Source organism: Arachnia propionica, assembly GCF_003859805.1.
GTDB lineage: Bacteria > Actinomycetota > Actinomycetes > Propionibacteriales > Propionibacteriaceae > Arachnia > Arachnia propionica_C.
In genome coordinates this window covers 129149-147533 of the sequence record NZ_RQZG01000002.1, presented here as the reverse complement: position 1 = coordinate 147533, position 18385 = coordinate 129149, and the positions used below count along the sequence as shown (strand labels likewise).

Annotated in this window: 13 protein-coding genes; 6 read left to right on the top strand and 7 right to left on the bottom strand. The window is 67.6% G+C overall.

The features are described 5' to 3' along the window. Positions 1–139: 139 nt before the first annotated feature. Complete coding sequence (locus EII34_RS03315) at positions 140–346, bottom strand: hypothetical protein (RefSeq protein WP_124842898.1); 207 nt, start codon at positions 344–346, stop codon at positions 140–142. A 132-nt stretch (positions 347–478) separates the two neighbouring features. On the opposite strand from EII34_RS03315, the gene EII34_RS03310 reads away from it, so the two are divergent. Together EII34_RS03310 and EII34_RS03305 are read left to right on the top strand one after the other, a co-directional pair. After that, positions 479–1909, top strand: a complete 1431-nt coding sequence (locus EII34_RS03310) for a right-handed parallel beta-helix repeat-containing protein (RefSeq protein ID WP_124842896.1) — start codon at positions 479–481, stop codon at positions 1907–1909. 389 nt (positions 1910–2298) lie between these two features. Then, a complete protein-coding gene (locus EII34_RS03305) occupies positions 2299–3666 on the top strand; it encodes a right-handed parallel beta-helix repeat-containing protein (protein WP_185711151.1) in 1368 nt (455 codons plus the stop codon). A 51-nt stretch (positions 3667–3717) separates the two neighbouring features. On the opposite strand, the gene EII34_RS03300 is transcribed toward EII34_RS03305, so the two are convergent. From EII34_RS03300 to EII34_RS03275, 6 genes are read right to left on the bottom strand one after another with little or no spacing between them, the layout of a single operon-like run. Next, positions 3718–6012 carry a glycoside hydrolase domain-containing protein gene (locus EII34_RS03300; protein WP_124842892.1) on the bottom strand — a complete coding sequence of 765 codons (2295 nt, stop codon included), beginning with the start codon at positions 6010–6012 and terminating at the stop codon, positions 3718–3720. Next, positions 6009–7310 carry a glycoside hydrolase family 125 protein gene (locus EII34_RS03295; protein WP_124842890.1) on the bottom strand — a complete coding sequence of 434 codons (1302 nt, stop codon included), beginning with the start codon at positions 7308–7310 and terminating at the stop codon, positions 6009–6011. The genes EII34_RS03300 and EII34_RS03295 overlap by 4 nt, the downstream gene beginning before the upstream one ends. A gap of 7 nt (positions 7311–7317) precedes the next feature. Beyond that, positions 7318–8346 (bottom strand): alkaline phosphatase family protein, encoded by a 1029-nt coding sequence (locus EII34_RS03290; protein ID WP_124842888.1) that lies wholly within the window; start codon positions 8344–8346, stop codon positions 7318–7320. Then, entirely contained in the window at positions 8343–11408 is a 3066-nt protein-coding gene (locus tag EII34_RS03285; protein ID WP_124842886.1) for an alpha-mannosidase, read from the bottom strand. The genes EII34_RS03290 and EII34_RS03285 overlap by 4 nt, the downstream gene beginning before the upstream one ends. A 9-nt stretch (positions 11409–11417) precedes the next feature. Further along, on the bottom strand, positions 11418–12803 hold the full coding sequence (locus EII34_RS03280) for a family 4 glycosyl hydrolase (protein WP_124842884.1): 1386 nt from the start codon (positions 12801–12803) through the stop codon (positions 11418–11420). Beyond that, entirely contained in the window at positions 12800–13546 is a 747-nt protein-coding gene (locus EII34_RS03275; protein ID WP_124842882.1) for a DeoR/GlpR family DNA-binding transcription regulator, read from the bottom strand. Before EII34_RS03275 ends, EII34_RS03280 begins: the two co-directional genes overlap by 4 nt. 248 nt (positions 13547–13794) lie before the next feature. On the opposite strand from EII34_RS03275, the gene EII34_RS03270 reads away from it, so the two are divergent. The 4 genes from EII34_RS03270 (at position 13795) to EII34_RS03255 (ending at position 18352) form a co-directional block, all read left to right on the top strand. Further along, positions 13795–15114, top strand: coding sequence for an ABC transporter substrate-binding protein (locus EII34_RS03270; RefSeq protein ID WP_124842880.1), 1320 nt, complete (start codon positions 13795–13797; stop codon positions 15112–15114). Continuing rightward, a complete protein-coding gene (locus tag EII34_RS03265) occupies positions 15114–16052 on the top strand; it encodes a carbohydrate ABC transporter permease (protein WP_124842878.1) in 939 nt (312 codons plus the stop codon). Before EII34_RS03270 ends, EII34_RS03265 begins: the two co-directional genes overlap by 1 nt. Positions 16053–16075: 23 nt before the next feature. Then, positions 16076–16894 (top strand): carbohydrate ABC transporter permease, encoded by an 819-nt coding sequence (locus tag EII34_RS03260; RefSeq protein ID WP_395858070.1) that lies wholly within the window; start codon positions 16076–16078, stop codon positions 16892–16894. Between the two features lie 114 nt (positions 16895–17008). Beyond that, positions 17009–18352: a right-handed parallel beta-helix repeat-containing protein gene (locus EII34_RS03255; protein WP_124842876.1), complete on the top strand. Its 1344-nt coding sequence runs from the start codon at positions 17009–17011 to the stop codon at positions 18350–18352. The last annotated feature ends 33 nt before the right edge of the window (positions 18353–18385 follow it).

Genomic DNA, 18385 nt, shown 5'->3' with positions numbered 1-18385 from the left:
GGTCCCGGGGCCCGTTCGTCCGTCTTGACCCATGTCGATGGACGTTGTGCAGCCCTCCTTGTGCAAGACGCCGTTCACGGTTGGCAGAGGAATTGGCAACCAGTTCCTCCGACACCGCGCAGCACTTCCGGAGGGTTGTTCAGGGGGAGAAGATGATCCCGAGGGCGGCTTTGACGGTGATTTCGAATGTCGTGTGTGGGCGGTGGATGGTGCTGATGATGCGCCATGTCTTGAGGAGGGGGTCGGGGTGGAGACGTTGCGCCGGTGGGTGCAGCAGGTCGAGATCGATGAAGGGGTCAGGGAGGGGTGAACCGTCACGGCGACGGACCTGAGGATCTTCTGTCAAGACGCAAGTCGGCTGGATGGCGGACGGTTGTGGGGGTTGTGGGGTGGATCCTGGGTCATTAGAGTCCGAAGCAACCTGGAGTGAATCGTTTCAACGGGTTGTCCGACATCCCCTACGAAGTGGAGTCCAACGATGGAAATCAGTCGTCGTAGTGTTCTCGCGGGCGCGCTGGCGTTGCCTGCGGTCAGTCTCCTGTCCGGGGCCCCCGTGGCCTCGGCCGACACCAGCACCAATCTCACCTTCTACCTGTCGGAGAAGGGCAATGACAACGCCGCCGGGACCTCGCAGCGGCAGGCCTGGAGGAGCCTGGAGCGTCTCCAGAAGGCCTTCCAGGACGGTCAGGTCGGCTACGGTTCCACCGTGCTGTTCCGCAGCGGTCACCGGTTCTACGGTGAGCTGTCCTCGATCCCCGAGCTCAACGGGCGGGGAAGGCTGACACTCGGGGCCTACGGGCGTGGCAGGCGACCCCAGATCATGGGGTACAAGGTGCTCAACAAGCCGGAGATGTGGTCCAAGGTGGGCAAGAACCTGTGGCGGATCAACCTGGGCGATCCCGACACCCACGTCGGCAACAAGATGGCCCAGGAGGGCCGCAACGCCGATGTCGGTTTCCTGCGCGTCGACGGCGTCATCCAGGGCCACAAGAAGACGAGTGTGGAGGAGCTCAGTGAGGAGTGGCACTTCCACTCCGACGAGGAGCAGAAGACCCTCACCGTCTACCGTGAGGACAACCCCTCGAAGGTTCGTGACCTCAGGATCACCGTCGATGGCCGACTCGTGCAGCTCCGCTCGAGCATGACCGTCGAGGGGCTCGACCTCATCGGATGCGGTGGGCACGGGGTGCAGGTCGTGGATGCCGACAGCGTCCAGGTCCTCGACAATCGCGTTCGGGACATCGGCGGCAGCTACGTCTACGGAACCACCCGTTACGGCAACGGTGTGGAGATCTGGATCAACACCAAGGACGTCCTGGTCAAGGGCAACATCATCTACGAGGCCTACGACGTCGGTGTCACCCTCCAGGGCGGGCAGATCCTGGGTCCCACCGAGTGGAACGAGCCGTGGCGCACCGGCTGGAAGAACGTGCACATCCGCAACAACCGGATCACCCGCAACAGCCAGTCCTTCGAGATCTGGGCGCGCGGCTTCGAGCAGAAGGACAAGGAGACCACCTACGACCACGGTCCTGCCTCGGGGTACCGCAACTGCTCCTTCACCGGCAACGTCTGCACCGATGCCGGTACGGGCTGGGGTCAGGCCGTGCGTTCCAACCCGGAGGAGGGCGGGGTGCACTTCCTGTCCTACAACGAGGACCTCCACATGGACCTCAAGGTGACCGGGAACAAGTTCCTGGGTGCGCTCAACGCCTACATGTACCGACAGCCGGAGCAGGAGAACGACCTCGTGATCGACGAGAACGTCATCCGCCTCAAGCCGGGGCAGCGGATCCAGGCCGATCGCCCGGAGGAGTGGATGAAGCAGCAGCGGCAGACCATCGAGGAGCACGAGGAGTGGTCGCGTGACACCGGGTTCGACCGCAACAGCGAGTTCGTCATCGGCTGAACCTCGCTCCTTCGCTGATCGAGCGGATGCAGAGGTCTGAGAAAGGCGGATGCCGGAGACCTGGCGGGAGTCCTGACGGACTTCCGCCAGGTCTTGTGATGTGAGGGACGGGGATGTGTCGTCGAGAATCCGCCAGGATTGCCCTGATCGGTGTCAAGAACTGCCTCATCATTCCATGGTCAACATGGCATCAAGAATGCGTCAATGGTGCATCAAATCCCTGTCAAGAAATGCAGATTTCTCCGATTCTGGCGGGGCGTTCGACCGCTGACTGAAAAGAGGGCGCTGGGGCGGTTGAGGCCTTGGTCAAGGCCGATTAGGCTGGCGAAAGACCCGCTGATGAATCGTTTCAGCGAGTTGTCGGACCCACATCGTGAATGGAGTTTCGGATGTCCTTGAGTCGTCGCAGTGTCCTGGCGGCAGCAGGTGCACTTCCTGCTGTTGCCCTGTTGGCCGGAATGCCTGCTGATGCGCGTGCGCAGTCGCGCCGCACCTACTTCGTCTCCCTGCAGGGGGATGACAATGCTGCAGGTACCTCGGAGAGTGCTGCCTGGAAAACCATCAATCGGGTGAACAAAGCATTTGCCGACGGGCAGATCGTCCACGGTGACACCGTGCTGTTCCAGCGCGGACAGCGTTTCTTCGGGGAGATCCCGGTGCTTTCCCAACCCAATGGGGAGGCCCGGCTGACCATCGGGGCCTACGGCACCGGGGCCCACCCGGTGATCATGGGCTACAAGGTGCTCGACCGCGCCCAGGCCTGGTCGAAGGTCGGGGACAACCTGTGGCAGATCGACCTCAGCGACACCAGGAACTACCGTGGAAACACCTCTTCCCGTTCCGGACGAGAGGGCAACATTGGGTTCCTGCGGATCAGCGGCAAGGAGTTCTACGGGGCGAAGAAGTTCTCCATCGGTGAGCTGCGTTCCCAGTTCGAGTTCCACTCCGACCCGGAATCGAGGATTCTCACGGTGAACTGCGCCGACAACCCTGCTGGGCACGGGGTCTTGGCGGCCGCTGATGGCTGGCTGATCCAGCCGAAGTCGAACACGACCGTCCAAGGGCTTGATTTCATCGGCATCGGCGGTCACGGCATCCATGTGGAGAAAGCCTCGGGAGTACGGATCCTTGACAACCACGTCCATCACATCGGTGGCAGCAAGCATCTGGGGGTTCCAGAGGATCCGACCATGCGATATGGCAATGGTATCGAGATCTGGACCGGGTGCAGCGATGTCTTGGTCGAGAACAACCGGGTCTACGACGTCTACGATGTCGCATTCACCATCCAGGGAGGCCAGGAGGGCAACTTCCTCGGCTGGCGCGACGTCCACATCAAGGGCAACAGTGTCAACCGTTGCAGCCAGTCCTTCGAGGTGTGGTCGAGGGGCGCCAATCGTGGCCCAGAGGCTGGCCATCGCAACTGCACCTTCACCGGGAACACCTGCCACAACGCGGGCGGTGGCTGGGGTCAGGCGGTGCGTCGCAACCCGGAGGAGGGTGGTGTGCACCTGCTGGCCTACGCCGAGGAGCTGCCCATGGACGTCACCATCAGCGGCAACCGGTTCCTCAACGCGGTCAACGCCTACATGTACCGACACATGTCGAATCGAGCCCAGATGAAGATCGACAACAACACCATCCAGCTGAAGGCGGGGCAGAAGCTCCAGCAGCAGCGCGGTGAGCTCATCGAGCAGCACGCCGCCTGGTCCGAGGCCACCGGCTTCGACAAGAACTCCAGGTTCGTCATCGCCTGAGCACCGGACGACGGGGGTGTGAGCAGCGGTTCACACCCCCGTCGTCCGCGTTCACTCCAGCAGCTCCTCGACCCAGGCCAGGAGGTCGGGGCGGCCCAGCGGGGCTGCGAGGTCCCGGGCCTCGACGGCGAGGCGACGGGCCTCGTCCACCAGACCCAGGTGAGCCGTCGCACGGCTGAGATTGCGCAGTCCCACCGCCAGGTCGATCTGGCTCTGCTCCGAGGGATGCGACGCGAACACCGTCCGTGCGATGGTCACCGATTCCCCGTGGTGGGTCGCGGCACTGGCCCAGTCGCCCAGCTCTGCCGCCGCGTCCCCGACGTCGTCGAGGGCCACCTGCAGGTCATGCTGGGTCTCCGGGGTCGGGTCCTCGAGAGCGATCGTGCGCGTGAGTTCCAGCACTTCCATGTAGAACTCCCGGGCCTTTCCCCAGTCCTCACGCTCCTCGGCGAGGGTGGCCAACTCCGTCAGGGCGACGCTGAGTCCGATTCGGGCCTCGATGCCGTCCTCCTGGGCCCGGATGGAGCGGATGTGGGTGAGGAACTCCTGGTAGTAGGCCTCAGCCTCGTCCCTGTGGTCCTGGGTGAGGGCCAACTGCGCTGCCTGGTGCAGGGCGGTGCTCAGCTTCCGCACGGTCTCCAGGGTGGGGTCGGCCGCCACACGGGCGCGTGAGAGGAGGAGGTCGTCGGCGATCCGTTCCTCCAGGGTGAGTCGTTCGATGAGGACGTGCCGACGTTCCTCGTAGGTGGTGGCGTCCAGGAAGGTGGTGTAGTCCATCGGCTGCCCCCGGGTGAGCATGGCCACGACACGTTCTCTTCCGAGGAGTTCGGTGGCGTGGGTGAACAGTGCCCAGTCGCGGAAGGCGTCGCGGATCTGCCACCAGCGCAGTGAACGCACCGGTTCGAGGCCGGGGCCGGGATAGACGACGAAGGCGTCGCCGGAGGGGAAACAACCGCCCGCACTGGTGTCCTGCCAGGGGTCGAGGGTGTTGCGGGAGAGGGCGTGGAAGTAGAAGTCGAAACCCCAGTGCAGGAATCCGGTGGCCCCGGCGGTGAACATCTGCAGTCCGAGCATCCGGATGCGTGATGGCTCCATCGCGATGAACCGGTTGGCCAGATCGGCCTGGATCACGCAGTGGTACACCCAGTTCGGCTCCACCCCGACCTCCTGCCACCTCGACACCGCATCGGTTGCCACCACGGGTTCGTCGACGAGGTCCCGGAACCCCGGGTCGGAGAGGGCATCCAGGGTGGGGAGATCACCGAGGGCCTCCTTCAGACGACGACGCACCGCCGCGAACCGCTCGGCGGTCGAGGAATCAGGCTCGTCGGAGATGTGGACGAAGGGTTTCAGTTGGGGGAACTCGGCCAGCAGGTCATGGACGAAGGGGAGCAGCTGGTCGAGGAAGGCGAGGTAGGCCTCGTCGTCGGCGGGGGTGTGCCAGCCGAACCGCAGCCCGGGCTCGGCCCCGTCGTACGCCACCCGGATCGGCGGGGCATGCCTCGCTCCCCACTGGGTGAACAGGGGCGGGGTCTCGACGTGCCTCATCCCGGCTTCCACCATGAGGAGGAGGAAACGTCGCGCCCGATCCGCGTCGAAGGTGTACGCACCGGTGGCGGAACAGGTGATCCCCAGGAGCTGCACGTCCGGCCGGTAGCTGCCCTCGGCGGTGTCGAGGGCCGGAGCCCACAGCGGGGCGATCGTCCCGGTGACCCCCATCTCCGCCGCGCATCTGAGGTGGGCACCGATGGCGCTCCAGTGCTCCTCGCTGAACGGGGACACGTCGTAGACGTGGAGCAGGCAGTCGGGATGCACCCACTGCGTCACTGACGGCCCCGCCACCTCGAGCCGGTCCAGGGCGTGGACGAGCGGGACACCGGTGCGGCCGAGCCGGGTCACCGAGCCGTTCCACTCGTCGACGAGCGATCCCGTGACCGTCACCGTCGCATCGCAGCTCGGCCAGAGCACCACGTGCAGGCAGTGCCAACCGAGATGCGAGGCCCTCAGGGTCACCTGCGACGCATCCGTGGCGCTGGTGACCGGGATCAGTGGATCCGGCAGCAGGGTGGGGGAGTCCACGACGAACCCGTCGGCGTTGCCCTCGAAATGAGGGATCTGCACCGGCACCAGCTCCGCACGGCTGATCTCGACACGACATCCCGGAGCGTCGATCTCGAGCCGGAACAACGCCTCGGCACGGGAGTTTCGGGTGGCCGGCAGCCGCCAGGCGACGAGGAACCGGGCAGGTTCCCCACCCCAGGCGGTGAGTTCGTCCAGGCCGGGGCCGACGGGGCCGCTGGGCAGGACGTGGGCCAGCGGCGAGAGCAGTCGGAACTGGGCGGTCATGTGAGCTCCAGGGGGGACAGCCCCGTGCCGGGGCGAGGCAGACCGGCGATCTCCAGGGCCAGGTCGACGAACATCGAGTTCGCCCAGGAGAACCACGGCCGGGTGAACTGCCTGGGATCGGCGACATGGTAGGCCTCGTGCATCCAGCCGGTCCCACCCGTGGTGTCCTGCAACAGCTCGAGCTGATCCCGACGCTCCTCGGGGGAGAGTGCGGTGAGTCCCGCCATCGCGATGCCGATGGGCCAGACCAGGGGACCGGGGGTGTGGGGGGAGCCGACACCACCGCGTCCCTCGGCGTCGGTGTGGAAGTGTGGATTGGCGGCGGAGAGCACGACCTCGCGGGTGGCCAGGTACAGCGGATCATCGGCGGCGAGCACTCCCAGCCAGGGCAGGCTGAGCAGCGAGGGCACGTTGGCGTCATCCAGCATCACATGCCCTTTGGCCCCGTCCACCTCGTAGGCCAGGACCCCATCGACGATGCCCGAGCCCTTGACCGCCCGGAGGATCTCCTGGCTGAGCAGAGCTGCGGGACCACCCACCTCGGGCAGGTCTGCGAAGCCCCGCAGGGTGCTGGCGAGGTACAGGTTGGCCGGGATGTTGAAGCCCAGCTCGCAGGCGTCGTCGCTGGGTCTGAAGCCCTGCCACACCAGACCCGTGGGGCGGGTGAGGGGGCCACGGCCGTCACGACCGAGGGTGTCCGACGGCGACGCGCCCGGGCGGTGGAACCGGTACCGGCTGCGGACCTCGTGGTCCTGCTCGATCCCGACGATCTCCAGGATCACCCGCAGCGCGGGCAGGAAGTCGGGGCTGCGCCAGCTGGTGCAGCCCAACCGCTCCAGTCGGAGTGCCAGGTCCAGCGGATGGGTCAGTGAGTCCAGCTCCCACTTGCGTTCCCACACGTGGGGGTGCTGCAGGGGTTCGTCATCGTCCCAGCGGTTCCCGTTGGCCGTCGCGTTGAAGGCGTTGGCGTACGGGTCGAGACGGATCATCCGCCAGTGCCGACGCAGCAGTGACGCAGCCACCTCCAGCAGCTCCGGGTCCCCCAGCCGCAGGAAGGGGGCCAGCTGCAGGCAGGAGTCGCGCAGCCACATCGCCGGGATGTCCCCGGTGATGACGAAGGCCTCTTCGCTCAGGTCCACCGTCGTGGTGGCGGTGTTGACCAGGAACCTGACGCACATCCGTGCGGCTTCCTCCCCGACCGCGGCACCGACCAGGGTCTGGACCCGGTCCAGGACCGCGTCGTCGAGCCGGAGCGGGTTCCGGGTGGGGACCCCGACCGTTTCGCCCCATGAGGTCATGGGCGGGTCACCACTCGTAGGTCAGGTCGCGGGTGGGACCGACGGACGGGATGTCCGTGGCGACCCCCACCTCGTGGTCGGGGGTCCAACTGCCGCCCTGCACCCCGATGAGCTCCAGCAGCAGCGGTGTCACCTCATGGCTGCGCAACGTGCGCAGACGCCCACCGTCGTCCTGCCACCGTTCCGGGATCTCGACGGGGCCGCCCAGACGGTGCAGGATGAGGAAGGAGCGACGTACCTCCACCTCGTCCTCGCCGTGACCGCCCTCCGGTTTGTGGCCGTGGTCGGTGACCACCGCGATGAGCCAGTCCTCACCGAGCGCCTCGTAGCGTTCCGCGACGGCCTTGACCAGGGCCCGCACGTGTTCGTCGACCTCGCCGATGGCTGTGAGGTACTCCTGCGACGCGGCGCCGTGACGGTGCCCGGCCTCGTCGACCCCTTCGACGTAGACGAACGCGGCATCCGGGCCGACATGGTTGAGGTGGTGGCAGGCGTGGCTGCGCACCTCGACGTCGGCGCTGACGCAGCCACGCGTGAAGTCCCGGGCCATGAACGAGACGTGTCGCCCCGCACGCTGCTGGTCCACCCGCTGGTGGATCACGGGCCCGACGCCCCCCACCAGCGCATCCCAGGTGGACCCGGCATAGGTGAGGGCGCGGGGATCGGCGAAGAACACCCTCGACAGCAGGTCCGGGCACTCGGCCAGCCGGTGGCCGACGAACTCGTTCCACCACACGTTGTTCTGCTCGTGGGTGGTGCCGGTCAGCAGGCTGGACCAGCCCGGCCCGGAATCGGTGGGTGGCGTCATCCACACCGGGGCGACCAGCCCACCGTCGATCAGTCTGGCCAGGGTCCGGGCCCCGGGACGCTCGGGGTCGGCAGGGGGCATCGTGGGACGATCCGGCGGTGCCGCCTCCGCCGCGAACCGGGGATCGGCCGGGTGGTCAGGGGCGGCGAATCCCGGGTGGGCGGCCAGGGCAGCGGGCACGGCGACGTCGATGCGGACACCGTCGACGCCGATGAGCAGGAGCTTCATCGTTGTCCTTCAGGAGTGATGCGGAGGGTCAGGATGGTGAAGGGGGTGAGGCTGAGCGGCACCTCGCAACCGGGGGAGGTCAGCCGGACGCGTGGCTCGGGCACCGGGTCCTCCAACGGGTCCACCTCCACGACGGTGGCGTCGAAGGCCAGTCGCAGTGTTCCAGTGGCGCGGGCCCCGCGGCCCTCGTGGAGCCGCAGGATGAGGTCCCCGGAGCCGTCCTCGGCAGGCAGCACGGCCTCGACGTGGGCGCCCTCGACCCCCAGCCTCCCGAACTCCACGGCGGGGGCCGTCACGAGCCTGGGTGGGAGATTGAGGGCGTGGCCCTCGTGGGAGGCGACCACCGGGTCCGCGTCGAGCACCAGCGAGTAGCACAATGTGCGGTGTGAGCGGTCGGCCTCGGGGTCGGGGAAGACCGGGGAGCGCATGAGGGACAGCGACACCCGGGTGCCACCCGGCAGGGGCTGGACGTCGTGGCCGTGGTTGGAGTCGTTGACCACCGCGACCCCGTAGCCGGGTTCGTCGACGAGCAGCCAGCGGCCCGCAGGCACCTCGAAGCGGGAGAAGTCCCAGGAGGTGTTCTCGTGCAGCGGGCGACGCACGTGTCCGAACTGCACCTCGGCCGCATGGTCGCGGGCATGGATCGCGAGCGGGAACGACGCCTTGAGCAGGGTCTCGCGCTCCTGCCAGTCCACCGAGACCCGGAAGTCGAGTCGGGCGGCATCCGCTTCCAGCACAATGTGCTGGATGATCTCGGAGTGACCCAGCCGACGGGTGATCCGCACCTCGGCCCGCACCCCGTCACCGATGATCTCCACCTGCCGCGCCGCGGGGACCGGGATCTCGTTGCCGGGGTTGAGGTAGTGCCGCTCGATGTCCCAGGCGTCGAACGCGTTCGGCACGTCCTCGAAGGCCCGCAGCTGGTTGCCCACCATCCCGGGCAGCAGGAGGTCGCGCCCGGCGGTCAGATCGGTGAGGCGTGTCAGGTCCCCGTCGGGGCCGATCACGGCACGCAGTCGGGAGTTCTCCAGCACCACGTCGTCACCCGCACGCTGTGCTGTCGCCGGTGCCGATGGCTCCCGGACGGCCTCCGCGACGGGCGTGACGGACAGCCCCGCAGCGGTGACCAGGGTCGGTGTCCCGGCCACGTCCAGCACCCGGGTCACCGGGTGCGCATGGGGATTGACGACGGCCTGGACGGAGTCCGGCCTGCTCCGCCTCAGGGCCGCGACGGCGTCGTCGGCCAGCTGCTCCAGTTCCGCCAGGATCGTGGCGTACTCCTCGCGCGCCACCCGGTGCACCCAGGCGATCGAGGAACCGGGCAGGATGTCGTGGAACTGGTTGAGCAGTACCTTTCGCCACAGCACCTCCAACCGGTCCGCCGGGAAGGAGTCGCGAGGTGTGCCGGTGAGCAGGGCCAGGCTCCACAGGAACTCCACCTCCCGGAGGGCGTGTTCACAGCGGCGGTTGCCCTGCTTCATCTCGAGCTGCGAGGTGAAGATGCCCCGGTGGTACTCCAGGTACAGCTCACCGACGTGGACCGGGGCATCCGGGTACTCGGCCCTGGCGGCCTCGAAGAAGGAGTCGGGGTCGCCCATCGTCATCCGGGGCGCCCCCTCCAGATCGGCCAGCCGACGGATCCGTTCCACCATCCGGGCGGTGGGGCCACCCCCGCCGTCGCCGTAGCCGAAGGGGATCACCTGACGAGTCGCCCACCCCTTCTCCCGGTAGTTGTCGACGGCGCGGTTCAGTTCCTCGGCGCTGATCTCGGAGTCGTAGCAGTTGACCGGCGGGAAGTGGGTGAAGAGGCGTGTCCCGTCGATCCCCTCCCACCACATGGTGGAGTGGGGGAGCTGATTGTGCTGGTTCCACGACAGCTTCTGGGTCAGGAAACCGGTCATGCCGCAGCGGGCGGCGATCTGCGGCAGGTTGCCCGGGTACCCGAACGAGTCGGGCAGCCACAGGGTGCGGCTGCGCACCCCGAGTTCCCGCTGGAAGAACCGGGTCCCCATCGTGAACTGCCGGATCAGGGCCTCGCCGCCCGGCATGTTCACATCGGATTCCACCCACATGCCCCCGGAGGGGAACCAGCGGCCGTCACGGATCGCCTGCCTGACCTCCTCGAAGACCTCCGGATGACGTTCCTTGAGCCAGGCGTACTGCTGGGCGCTGGTGGCGGTGAACCGGAGGTCCGGGTACTCGCGGGCCAGGGCGACGACGTTGCTGAAGGTCCGCGCCACCTTGCGGATGGTCTCCCGGACCGGCCAGAGCCAGGCCGAGTCGATGTGGGCGTGACCGATGGCGGTGACCTCCAGGGCGGAGGCCACGGCCGGGGCCTCCCAGACCGGGGCCAGGGCGTCCCGACAGGCCTGGGCGCTGCCGGGGACGTCGTGGAGGTCCAGGACGTCCATCGCCCGGTCCAGGTGTCGGCAGATCACCGCGCGTCGGGTGGAACCGACGGGCAGGTGACCCGCCAGGTCCCACAACAGGTCGAGGTCGTGGAACAGCCCCCACAGCGTCTCGTCACGCACCCGGAACTCGGCGCTGCGCAGGGTGTAGATGCTCTCCTTCGGGGCGGTGAGGACATCACCGAGGCGGGTCGGTCTGCAGCCGTCGGCGAACAGGTCCGGGTTGGCGGCCGCCTCGACGAGGAACTCCACCGGCTCGCCCGCGGCGGCGTCCAGGGGGCAGGAACGGTTGCGGGAGTTGATGGCCTTGAGCACCCGCAGGTCGGGGGTGAACAGCAGTCCCTCGCACTGGTTCCCCGGCCAGGCGTCGGCGAATCCCAGGTCCACCTCCAGCCGGAGCCGTCCGGGGCCGGTGAACTCGGGCACGGTGCCACGCAGCCGGAACCACCAGGTGCTCCAGGCCGCTCCCCAGCGGTGGGGGAGGGTGATCGCACGATAGGGGGCGGCCAGCGCCTCCACCGGGGCCACCGGTTCGCCGGGGACCTCCCAGGCCTCGACGTCCAGGTGCCCCAGGTGGGTGTCGACGAGGGGAAGGATGCGGTCGTCCTTGACACGCTCGACGCGTTCCAGGACCACGGTGTCGAAGGAGTGCATGGGGGTCTTTCAGGACAGCTCGGACAGTTCGGGGAAACGGGCCGTGGCCTCGTCGAGCAACCGTCTCGCCACCCCGACCCCGTCGATCAGGGGGTGCAGGGCGAGGGCGGCGACGGCGTCATCCCGGCTGCCGTTCAGCGAGGCCTGGATGATGGTGCGTTCCGCGAACTTCACCGACTGCACCAGCCCGATGGCGTGGTCCGGCAGTGGGGAGACCGGCAGGGGGGTGACCCCGCTCGCGTCGATCCGGCACGGCGCCTCGATGACGGTGTCAGCGGGCAGCATCGGCAGCCGGGAACCGTTGCGGAAGTTGACGATGAGGTCGGTGGCCTCGTCGAAGGCCAGGGCCTTCATCACCGCCAGCGCCACCCGATCGTACCCACCGGAGGCGAGGTCCTCCTCGTCACGGGTGAGGCCACCGGCGGCCAACCGGTTGGAGGCCATGTAGGTCTCCTCGCGTCGGAGCCGGGTCGCCTCCCACAGGGCGAAGGCCGCCGGGCCGTCCAGGTCGGCCGCCTGCCGGTAGAACTCTGCCTGCTGCCGGGCGAGGAAGATCCCCCGGGTGGCCTCCAGCTGCTCGTCGGCCAGGCGGGTCTCGCGCGCGAAGTAGTAGTAGTGCAGGTACTCGTTCGGGATCGAACCCAGCCACTGGAGCCAGGCGGCGCCGAAGAGTCGCCCCTCCTCGAAGGACTCGAGGAGGTCGGGGCGCTCCAGCAGGCGGGGAAGCACGTCGACGCCCTCGACCTCGAGGTGCTGCAGCCATCCCAGGTGGTTGAGACCGACGTAGTCCATCCGGAGGCGGTCGTCGCCTGCGATGACGTCACGGGCGCTGCCGACCGGGGCCAGACCCGCACCCTCCAGGGTGCCCAGCACACGCCGGGCGAGACCGATGGGGGAGTCGCAGATGCCGATCACACGGTCGCCGAGGACGCGGGAGGAGACCTCGGTGATGATCCCGGCGGGGTTGGTGAAGTTGATGAGGTGGGCCCGCGGTGCCACCGTCGCGACGGTGCGGGCGATCTCCAGAGCGGTCGGGATGCCCCGGAGAGCGTAGTCGAGGCCGCCGAAACCGGTGGTCTCCTGCCCGAGCACCCCACAGCAGTGGGCGATCTCCTCCTCGGCCGCCCGACCGCTGGTGCCGCCGACCCGGATGGCGCTGAAGACGAAGTCGCTGCCCCGCACCGCTTCCTCGAGGGAGTTGGCGACGATGACATCCGGGGCGGTGGGGCGCCCCTCGGCCATGGCGTGCAGGATGCGGTTCACGGTGTGCACACGCGTGGGGTCGGTGTCCCAGAGCCTCAGCTCGGTGACGCGACGGTCACTGCGGTCGGCCAACAGGGTGCGGAACAGGAGGGGGACGCGGAACCCGCCTCCTCCGAGCAGGGTCAGTCTCATGGGTGGAGCACTTTCGTCGGTGGGTCGGCCCAGGCAGGGGCGAGGGGACGGTCGGTGACCAACAGGTCGACCTCGGTGAGGTCCAGGGCGGTGTAGGCCCCGATTCCGGGGAACTTGCCGTGGTCGGCGGCGAGGATCAGCCGTGAGGAGCTCGCCCGGAGCGCCCGTTTGACCTCCAGCTCCCGTTGGCTGGTGTCGCGCAGCACGTGACGTTCCCCGACCCCCGAGCAGCCGATGACCGCGACATCGATCAGGAGGTTGCCGATCTCGGTGACCGCGGCTGCCCCCTGGGTGCAGAGGTACTCCCGGTTGACGCTGCCCCCCAGGAGGATCTGCTCGATGCCGGGGTGGGGGAGCAGGAGCTCGGCGATGCGCAGGGAGTTGGTCACCACCGTCAACTCCATCTCCTGTGCCGCCATCGCCACCTCCCAGCAGGTGGTCCCGGCCTCCAGGAAGACGGTGCTGCCGGGTTGGAGCTGGGTGGCGACGAGGCGGGCGATGCTGCGTTTCGCGGTGGAGTTGCGGGGCAGCACCTCGTCGAAGGGTTCGTCGACGGCCTCCGAGATGGTGAGCTTGGCCCCACCGAAGACTCGGGTGACGAGCCCGGAGGAGACCAGCTCGTCGAGGTCGCGTCGGACCGTGGCGGCCGAGACCCCCAGGGCGTCGACGAGCGCGGCGGTGCTCTCCACCTGCCGCTCGCGGAGGTGGTCGAGGATCGCCTGGAGCCGCGCCTCTTTCAGCATGCCGCAAACTTAGCCCTGGTTCGGTCGGTGCGCAACAAGAACGATCAAAAAACTTCAAACTCAAGCATTGACACTCAAGACCGTGCATCCTAACCTGAGCCAAGGCCAGCAGGATGCCCTCAACGATGGAGGAAGCGGATGACGCACCAGGACGTGCACTCCCCCGACGGGGAACCGTGTCATCCCCTGCCCGGTGAGGCCCCGGCTGTGTGGCCCGCAGCCAAGTGAAAGATCCAAGGAGAAGGACCATGACCACCTGCCGCATCTCTCGTCGCGGAGTGCTCACCCTCGGAGGCGTCGCCTCGCTGGCGACCGCGCTCACGGCCTGTTCCACGGCCGTCAACCCCACCACGAGCCCTTCAGGAGGCTCCGCCGGAGCATCCGGTGAGGCCGCCGAGATGGTGCTGTGGACCTGGCCCGAGGGCTTCGCCCAGCAGGTCCTGGACTCGGTGAGGACGACGTTCCCGAACGTCTCGCTGCGCCAGGACGTCATCGGTGGCGACTTCAAGCAGAAGCTCTCCGTGACCCTCCAGGGCAAGGAGGCCAAGCCCTCCATCACGGGGGTCAAGGGTGAGGACATCGCCTTCTTCGCCGCCCAGGCGGACTACTTCGTCGACCTCAACACGCTGGGTGCAGCGGAGAAGAAGGGGGACTTCCTGGACTGGAAGTGGGCCCAGGCCACCACCGAGGATGGTCGTCAGCTCGGTATTCCCATCGACATCGGCCCCACCGCGTTGTTCTACCGTTTCGACATCCTCGAGGCCATGGGGTTGCCCTCGGAGCCCGATGCCCTCGGGGCCGCGATCCGGACCTGGGACGAGTACTTCTCCCTCGGCGTGGAGATGAAGGGCAAGGATGCCGAGACCTTCCTCATCCGCAACATCTCAGGACTGTTCGACATCATGGTGCAGCAGTCCGGGATGAACTTCATCGACAGGTCCCACAAGTTCATCGGCGGTGAGACCCACATCCGTGAGGCCTGGGACCGGGCCGTCAAGGCCCACGGTCTGGGCATCTCGGCAGCGCTCACCTCCAACTCCCCGGACTCCACGGCTGCGGTGGCAGCGGGCAAGCTCCCCGCCGACTTCGGGGCCTCCTGGCACCTGGCCGACCTCATGGTGGATGCCCCCGACACCGCGGGCACGTGGCACGTGTGTGAGCACCCCGGCGAGGCGACGAACAACGGTGGCTCCTTCCTGGCCATCCCGGCGGGGACGGCCGACGCGGGACAGGCCCTCGAGGTGATCCTGCACATCCTGAACCCCGAGAACCAGATCCTCGAGTACGTGGACAAGGGCAACTTCCCGGCCAACTCGGCGGCCTTCGCCTCCGACGAGCTGAAGGCGCCGGTGGAGTTCCTCGGGGGCCAGGCTGCGGGAGAACTCTTCGCCAGGGCCGCCGAGACGGTCCGTCCGCTCCACGAGCACCCGGCCAACGGCACCGTGAGTGGGCCGTTCTACGCCGAGCTCCAGCTCGTCGAGGCCAGCGGCAAGGACCCGGAGCAGGCCTGGAACGACGCCGTCGAGGCCGCCAAGCGGTTGGCCGAGCAGGAAGGGCTGAGCCTCTGATGAGTCGTCGCCCCCGCACGGGAAGCCAGGAGCCCGGCACGCTGGGTGTGCGGGGGCGACGTGCTCTCCCGCTCTACCTGGCCGTCTCGCCCTACTACCTGCTCTTCCTGGTGTTCTCGGCCATCCCGATCATCTTCACCGCCTACATCTCGCTGACCAGCTGGTCCGGGCTGGGGGAGGCCCGCTTCATCGGGTTGAAGAACTACGAATGGCTCGTCACCGACAAGCTGTTCTGGAAATCCTTGGTCAACACCCTCATCCTGTGGGTGATGTCGACGGTGCCGTGTCTGACCCTGGCCACCCTCGTCGCGCTGGCGCTCAACAGCGTCACCCGGTTCTCCAACACCTACCGGGTGGCCTACCTGCTGCCGAACGTCACCTCACTGGTGGCGATGGGCATCCTGTTCGGCTCCATCTTCTCCAGCAACTTCGGGGTGGCCAACGCCCTGCTCAACGCCGTCGGGATGAGCAACATCCGGTGGCTGCAGACCGAGTGGGGGATCAAGATCGCCATCGCGACGCTGACCACATGGAGCTTCGTCGGGTACAACGCGCTCATCATCCTGGCGGGGCTGCAGTCCATCCCGCGTCAGATCTATGAGGCGGCGGCCCTCGACGGGGCGGGGTCGGTGAAGCAGTTCTTCACCATCACCCTGCCGCTGCTGCGACCCATCGTGCTGTTCGTGACGATCATGTCCACCATCGGGTCCCTGCAGTCGTTCACCGAGTCGCAGGTGCTGACCAGCTCCCAGGTCGGCAGCGCGGCGGCCAGTGGCGGGGTCGGCAACTCCGGGTTGACGATGGTGATGTACTTTTACGCCGCGGCCTTCAAGGACAACCGGTACGGCTACGGTGCCGCCATCGCCTGGGGGGTGGTGGGCGTGGTGCTGGTGTTCGCCATCATCAACTGGTTCGCGGCCAGGGGGAGGGAGTCGTGAGCACGGTGACCCGTCGTCGTCCCATCCGGTTGAGCGCGATCGGCAGGCACGCCTTCCTCATCGTCGGGGCGCTGCTGGCCTTCTTCCCCTTCTACTGGATGTTCGTGCTGTCCACGCACCGCTCCGCCGCGATCTACGAGTTCCCGCCGCCGCTGCTGCCCGGGGATCGCGGGATGGAGAACTTCCTCACCGTCATCAACACGGTCAACGTGTGGGCCGCGATGGCCAACACCTGTCTGGTCGCCCTCGTGGTGACCGCCGTGGTGCTGTTCCTGGACTCGATCGCCGCCTTCGCCTTCGCGAAGTACTCCTTCAAGGGGCGTGGTGTGCTGTTCGGGATCATCATGCTGACCTTCCTGCTGCCGGGGCAGCTCTCGACCATCCCGTTGTTCCTCATCATGAGTGAGATCGGCTGGGTGGGGAAGCTTCAGGCCGTGATGTTCCCGGCCTTCGCCAACGCCTTCGGGATCTTCTGGCTCAGGCAGTACTTCACCAGTGCGGTCCACGTCGAGCTGTTGGAGGCCGCCACCATCGACGGGTGTGGTTTCTTCCGGCAGTACCTGCACGTCGCCCTGCCCGCGGCCCGACCGGCGCTGGCGTTCCTCGGCATCTTCACCTTCATCGGCTCCTGGAACGACTTCCTGTGGCCGTTGATCGTGCTGACGAACCCGAACCAGCTGACCCTGCAGGTGGCACTGTCCCAGCTGCAGACCGCCCACGGCACGGACTACGGGATGCTCATGATGAGTGCTGTGATCGCGGTGACCCCACTGCTGCTGGTGTTCATGCTCGGTTCCCGCCAGTTCCTCAGGGGACTGACCGATGGCGCGATCAAGACGTGAGCCCTCCCGCCGGTGGTCTTGCAGTGAAGTGAGAGCGCTCTTACGCTGGTGGCGTCGCCATCCACCCTTCCGACACCGCGGTCGTCGTGCCGGCCGCCTCCCACAGGAGCAGCCATGCCGAGTTCCGGAAACACCTTCCACGTCTCCACCGAGGGCCGGGACGAGGACCCGGGAACCTCCGTGGCCAGGCCCTGGGCCACCATCCCCCGGGTGCTGCAGGCCATCGAGCGGGGGGAGGTCGTGCGCGGGGACACCGTGTTGTTCCACGCCGGGCACCGGTTCCACGGCCAGTTCAGCGACCTCGGCTCCCTCCAGGGGGAGGGCCGGATCACCTTCGGGGCCTACGGCCGTGGGGAACGTCCCCGGATCGTGGGCTACAAGGTGCTGGACCGCCCTGATGCCTGGCGTGCCCTCGGCCGGAACCGGTGGCGGATCCAGCTGGACGACCCCGGCACCCACACCGGGAACCGCTCGACCACCGATGTCAACGTCGGCCTGCTCCGTGTCAACGGGGAGTTCCTCACGGGGCGGAGGATGAGCCCCGACGAACTCATCCACGACTGGGACTGGTGCTGTGATCTCGGGGAGGGCACCCTCACCGTCCACAGCCAGGACAACCCGAGCCGACGCGGTGAGGTGCTGGCCGCGGTCGACGGCAGGTTGTTCCAGGCCGTGAGCGACATGACCATCGAGGGGCTGGACCTCGTGGGCTGTGGTGGCCACGGGGTGCAGGTGCTCGACGCGAGGGGGGTCCGGGTGCGGGGCAACCGGATCCGGGAGATCGGTGGCAGCGAGCTGCTCACCTTCCCCGTCCCCGGCACCCGCTACGGCAACGGGGTGGAGATGTGGATCAACAGCCATGACGTCCTGGTCGAGGGCAACGTCATCCAGGACGTCTACGACGTGGCCGTCACCCTGCAGGGCGAGCAGGTGGTGGAGACCACGAAGGACGAACCGGTGCTCCGTCACGGCTGGTCCGACGTGCACGTGCGGGACAACCGCATCACCCGGTGCAGCCAGTCCTTCGAGATCTGGTCCAGGGGGCAGGCCGTCCGTGACGAGCACGGCGCTCTCCTGCGGGAGCTGCGCCATGACGGTGAGGGCGCGGGATACGTCGACTGCACCTTCACCGGGAACCACTGCACCGACGCCGGTGTCGGGTGGGGGTACCGGGCACGCCCGGACAAGGAGGCCGGAGGGGTCCACCTGCTCTCCTACTCCGAGGAGCTCCCGATGGGGCTCACCATCACGGGCAACAGGTTCCACGACGCCGTCAACGCCTACATCTACCGCAACGACGACCAGCCGACCGGACTGGTCATCGACGACAACGAGATCCGGCTGAGGGCCGGTCAACGGATCCAGCAGCAGCACGGTCGTCCGGAGCGGTTGGCGGAGCATGCGTCGTGGTCCGCCAGCACCGGTTTCGACCGGGGATCCACCTGGGTCGAGGGCTGATCCCGTCCCGTGCGGTTGTCCTTCCCGGTTCGG

What these genes read in the sequence shown, in the direction of transcription:
- EII34_RS03310 (WP_124842896.1), top strand. Translation starts at nt 479, where the DNA reads ATGGAAATCAGTCGTCGTAGTGTTCTCGCGGGCGCGCTGGCGTTGCCT.
- EII34_RS03270 (WP_124842880.1), top strand. Translation starts at nt 13,795, where the DNA reads ATGACCACCTGCCGCATCTCTCGTCGCGGAGTGCTCACCCTCGGAGGC.
- EII34_RS03290 (WP_124842888.1), bottom strand. Translation starts at nt 8,346, where the DNA reads ATGAAGCTCCTGCTCATCGGCGTCGACGGTGTCCGCATCGACGTCGCC.
- EII34_RS03285 (WP_124842886.1), bottom strand. Translation starts at nt 11,408, where the DNA reads ATGCACTCCTTCGACACCGTGGTCCTGGAACGCGTCGAGCGTGTCAAG.
- EII34_RS03275 (WP_124842882.1), bottom strand. Translation starts at nt 13,546, where the DNA reads ATGCTGAAAGAGGCGCGGCTCCAGGCGATCCTCGACCACCTCCGCGAG.
- EII34_RS03265 (WP_124842878.1), top strand. Translation starts at nt 15,114, where the DNA reads ATGAGTCGTCGCCCCCGCACGGGAAGCCAGGAGCCCGGCACGCTGGGT.
- EII34_RS03300 (WP_124842892.1), bottom strand. Translation starts at nt 6,012, where the DNA reads ATGACCGCCCAGTTCCGACTGCTCTCGCCGCTGGCCCACGTCCTGCCC.
- EII34_RS03255 (WP_124842876.1), top strand. Translation starts at nt 17,009, where the DNA reads ATGCCGAGTTCCGGAAACACCTTCCACGTCTCCACCGAGGGCCGGGAC.
- EII34_RS03305 (WP_185711151.1), top strand. Translation starts at nt 2,299, where the DNA reads ATGTCCTTGAGTCGTCGCAGTGTCCTGGCGGCAGCAGGTGCACTTCCT.
- EII34_RS03295 (WP_124842890.1), bottom strand. Translation starts at nt 7,310, where the DNA reads ATGACCTCATGGGGCGAAACGGTCGGGGTCCCCACCCGGAACCCGCTC.
- EII34_RS03280 (WP_124842884.1), bottom strand. Translation starts at nt 12,803, where the DNA reads ATGAGACTGACCCTGCTCGGAGGAGGCGGGTTCCGCGTCCCCCTCCTG.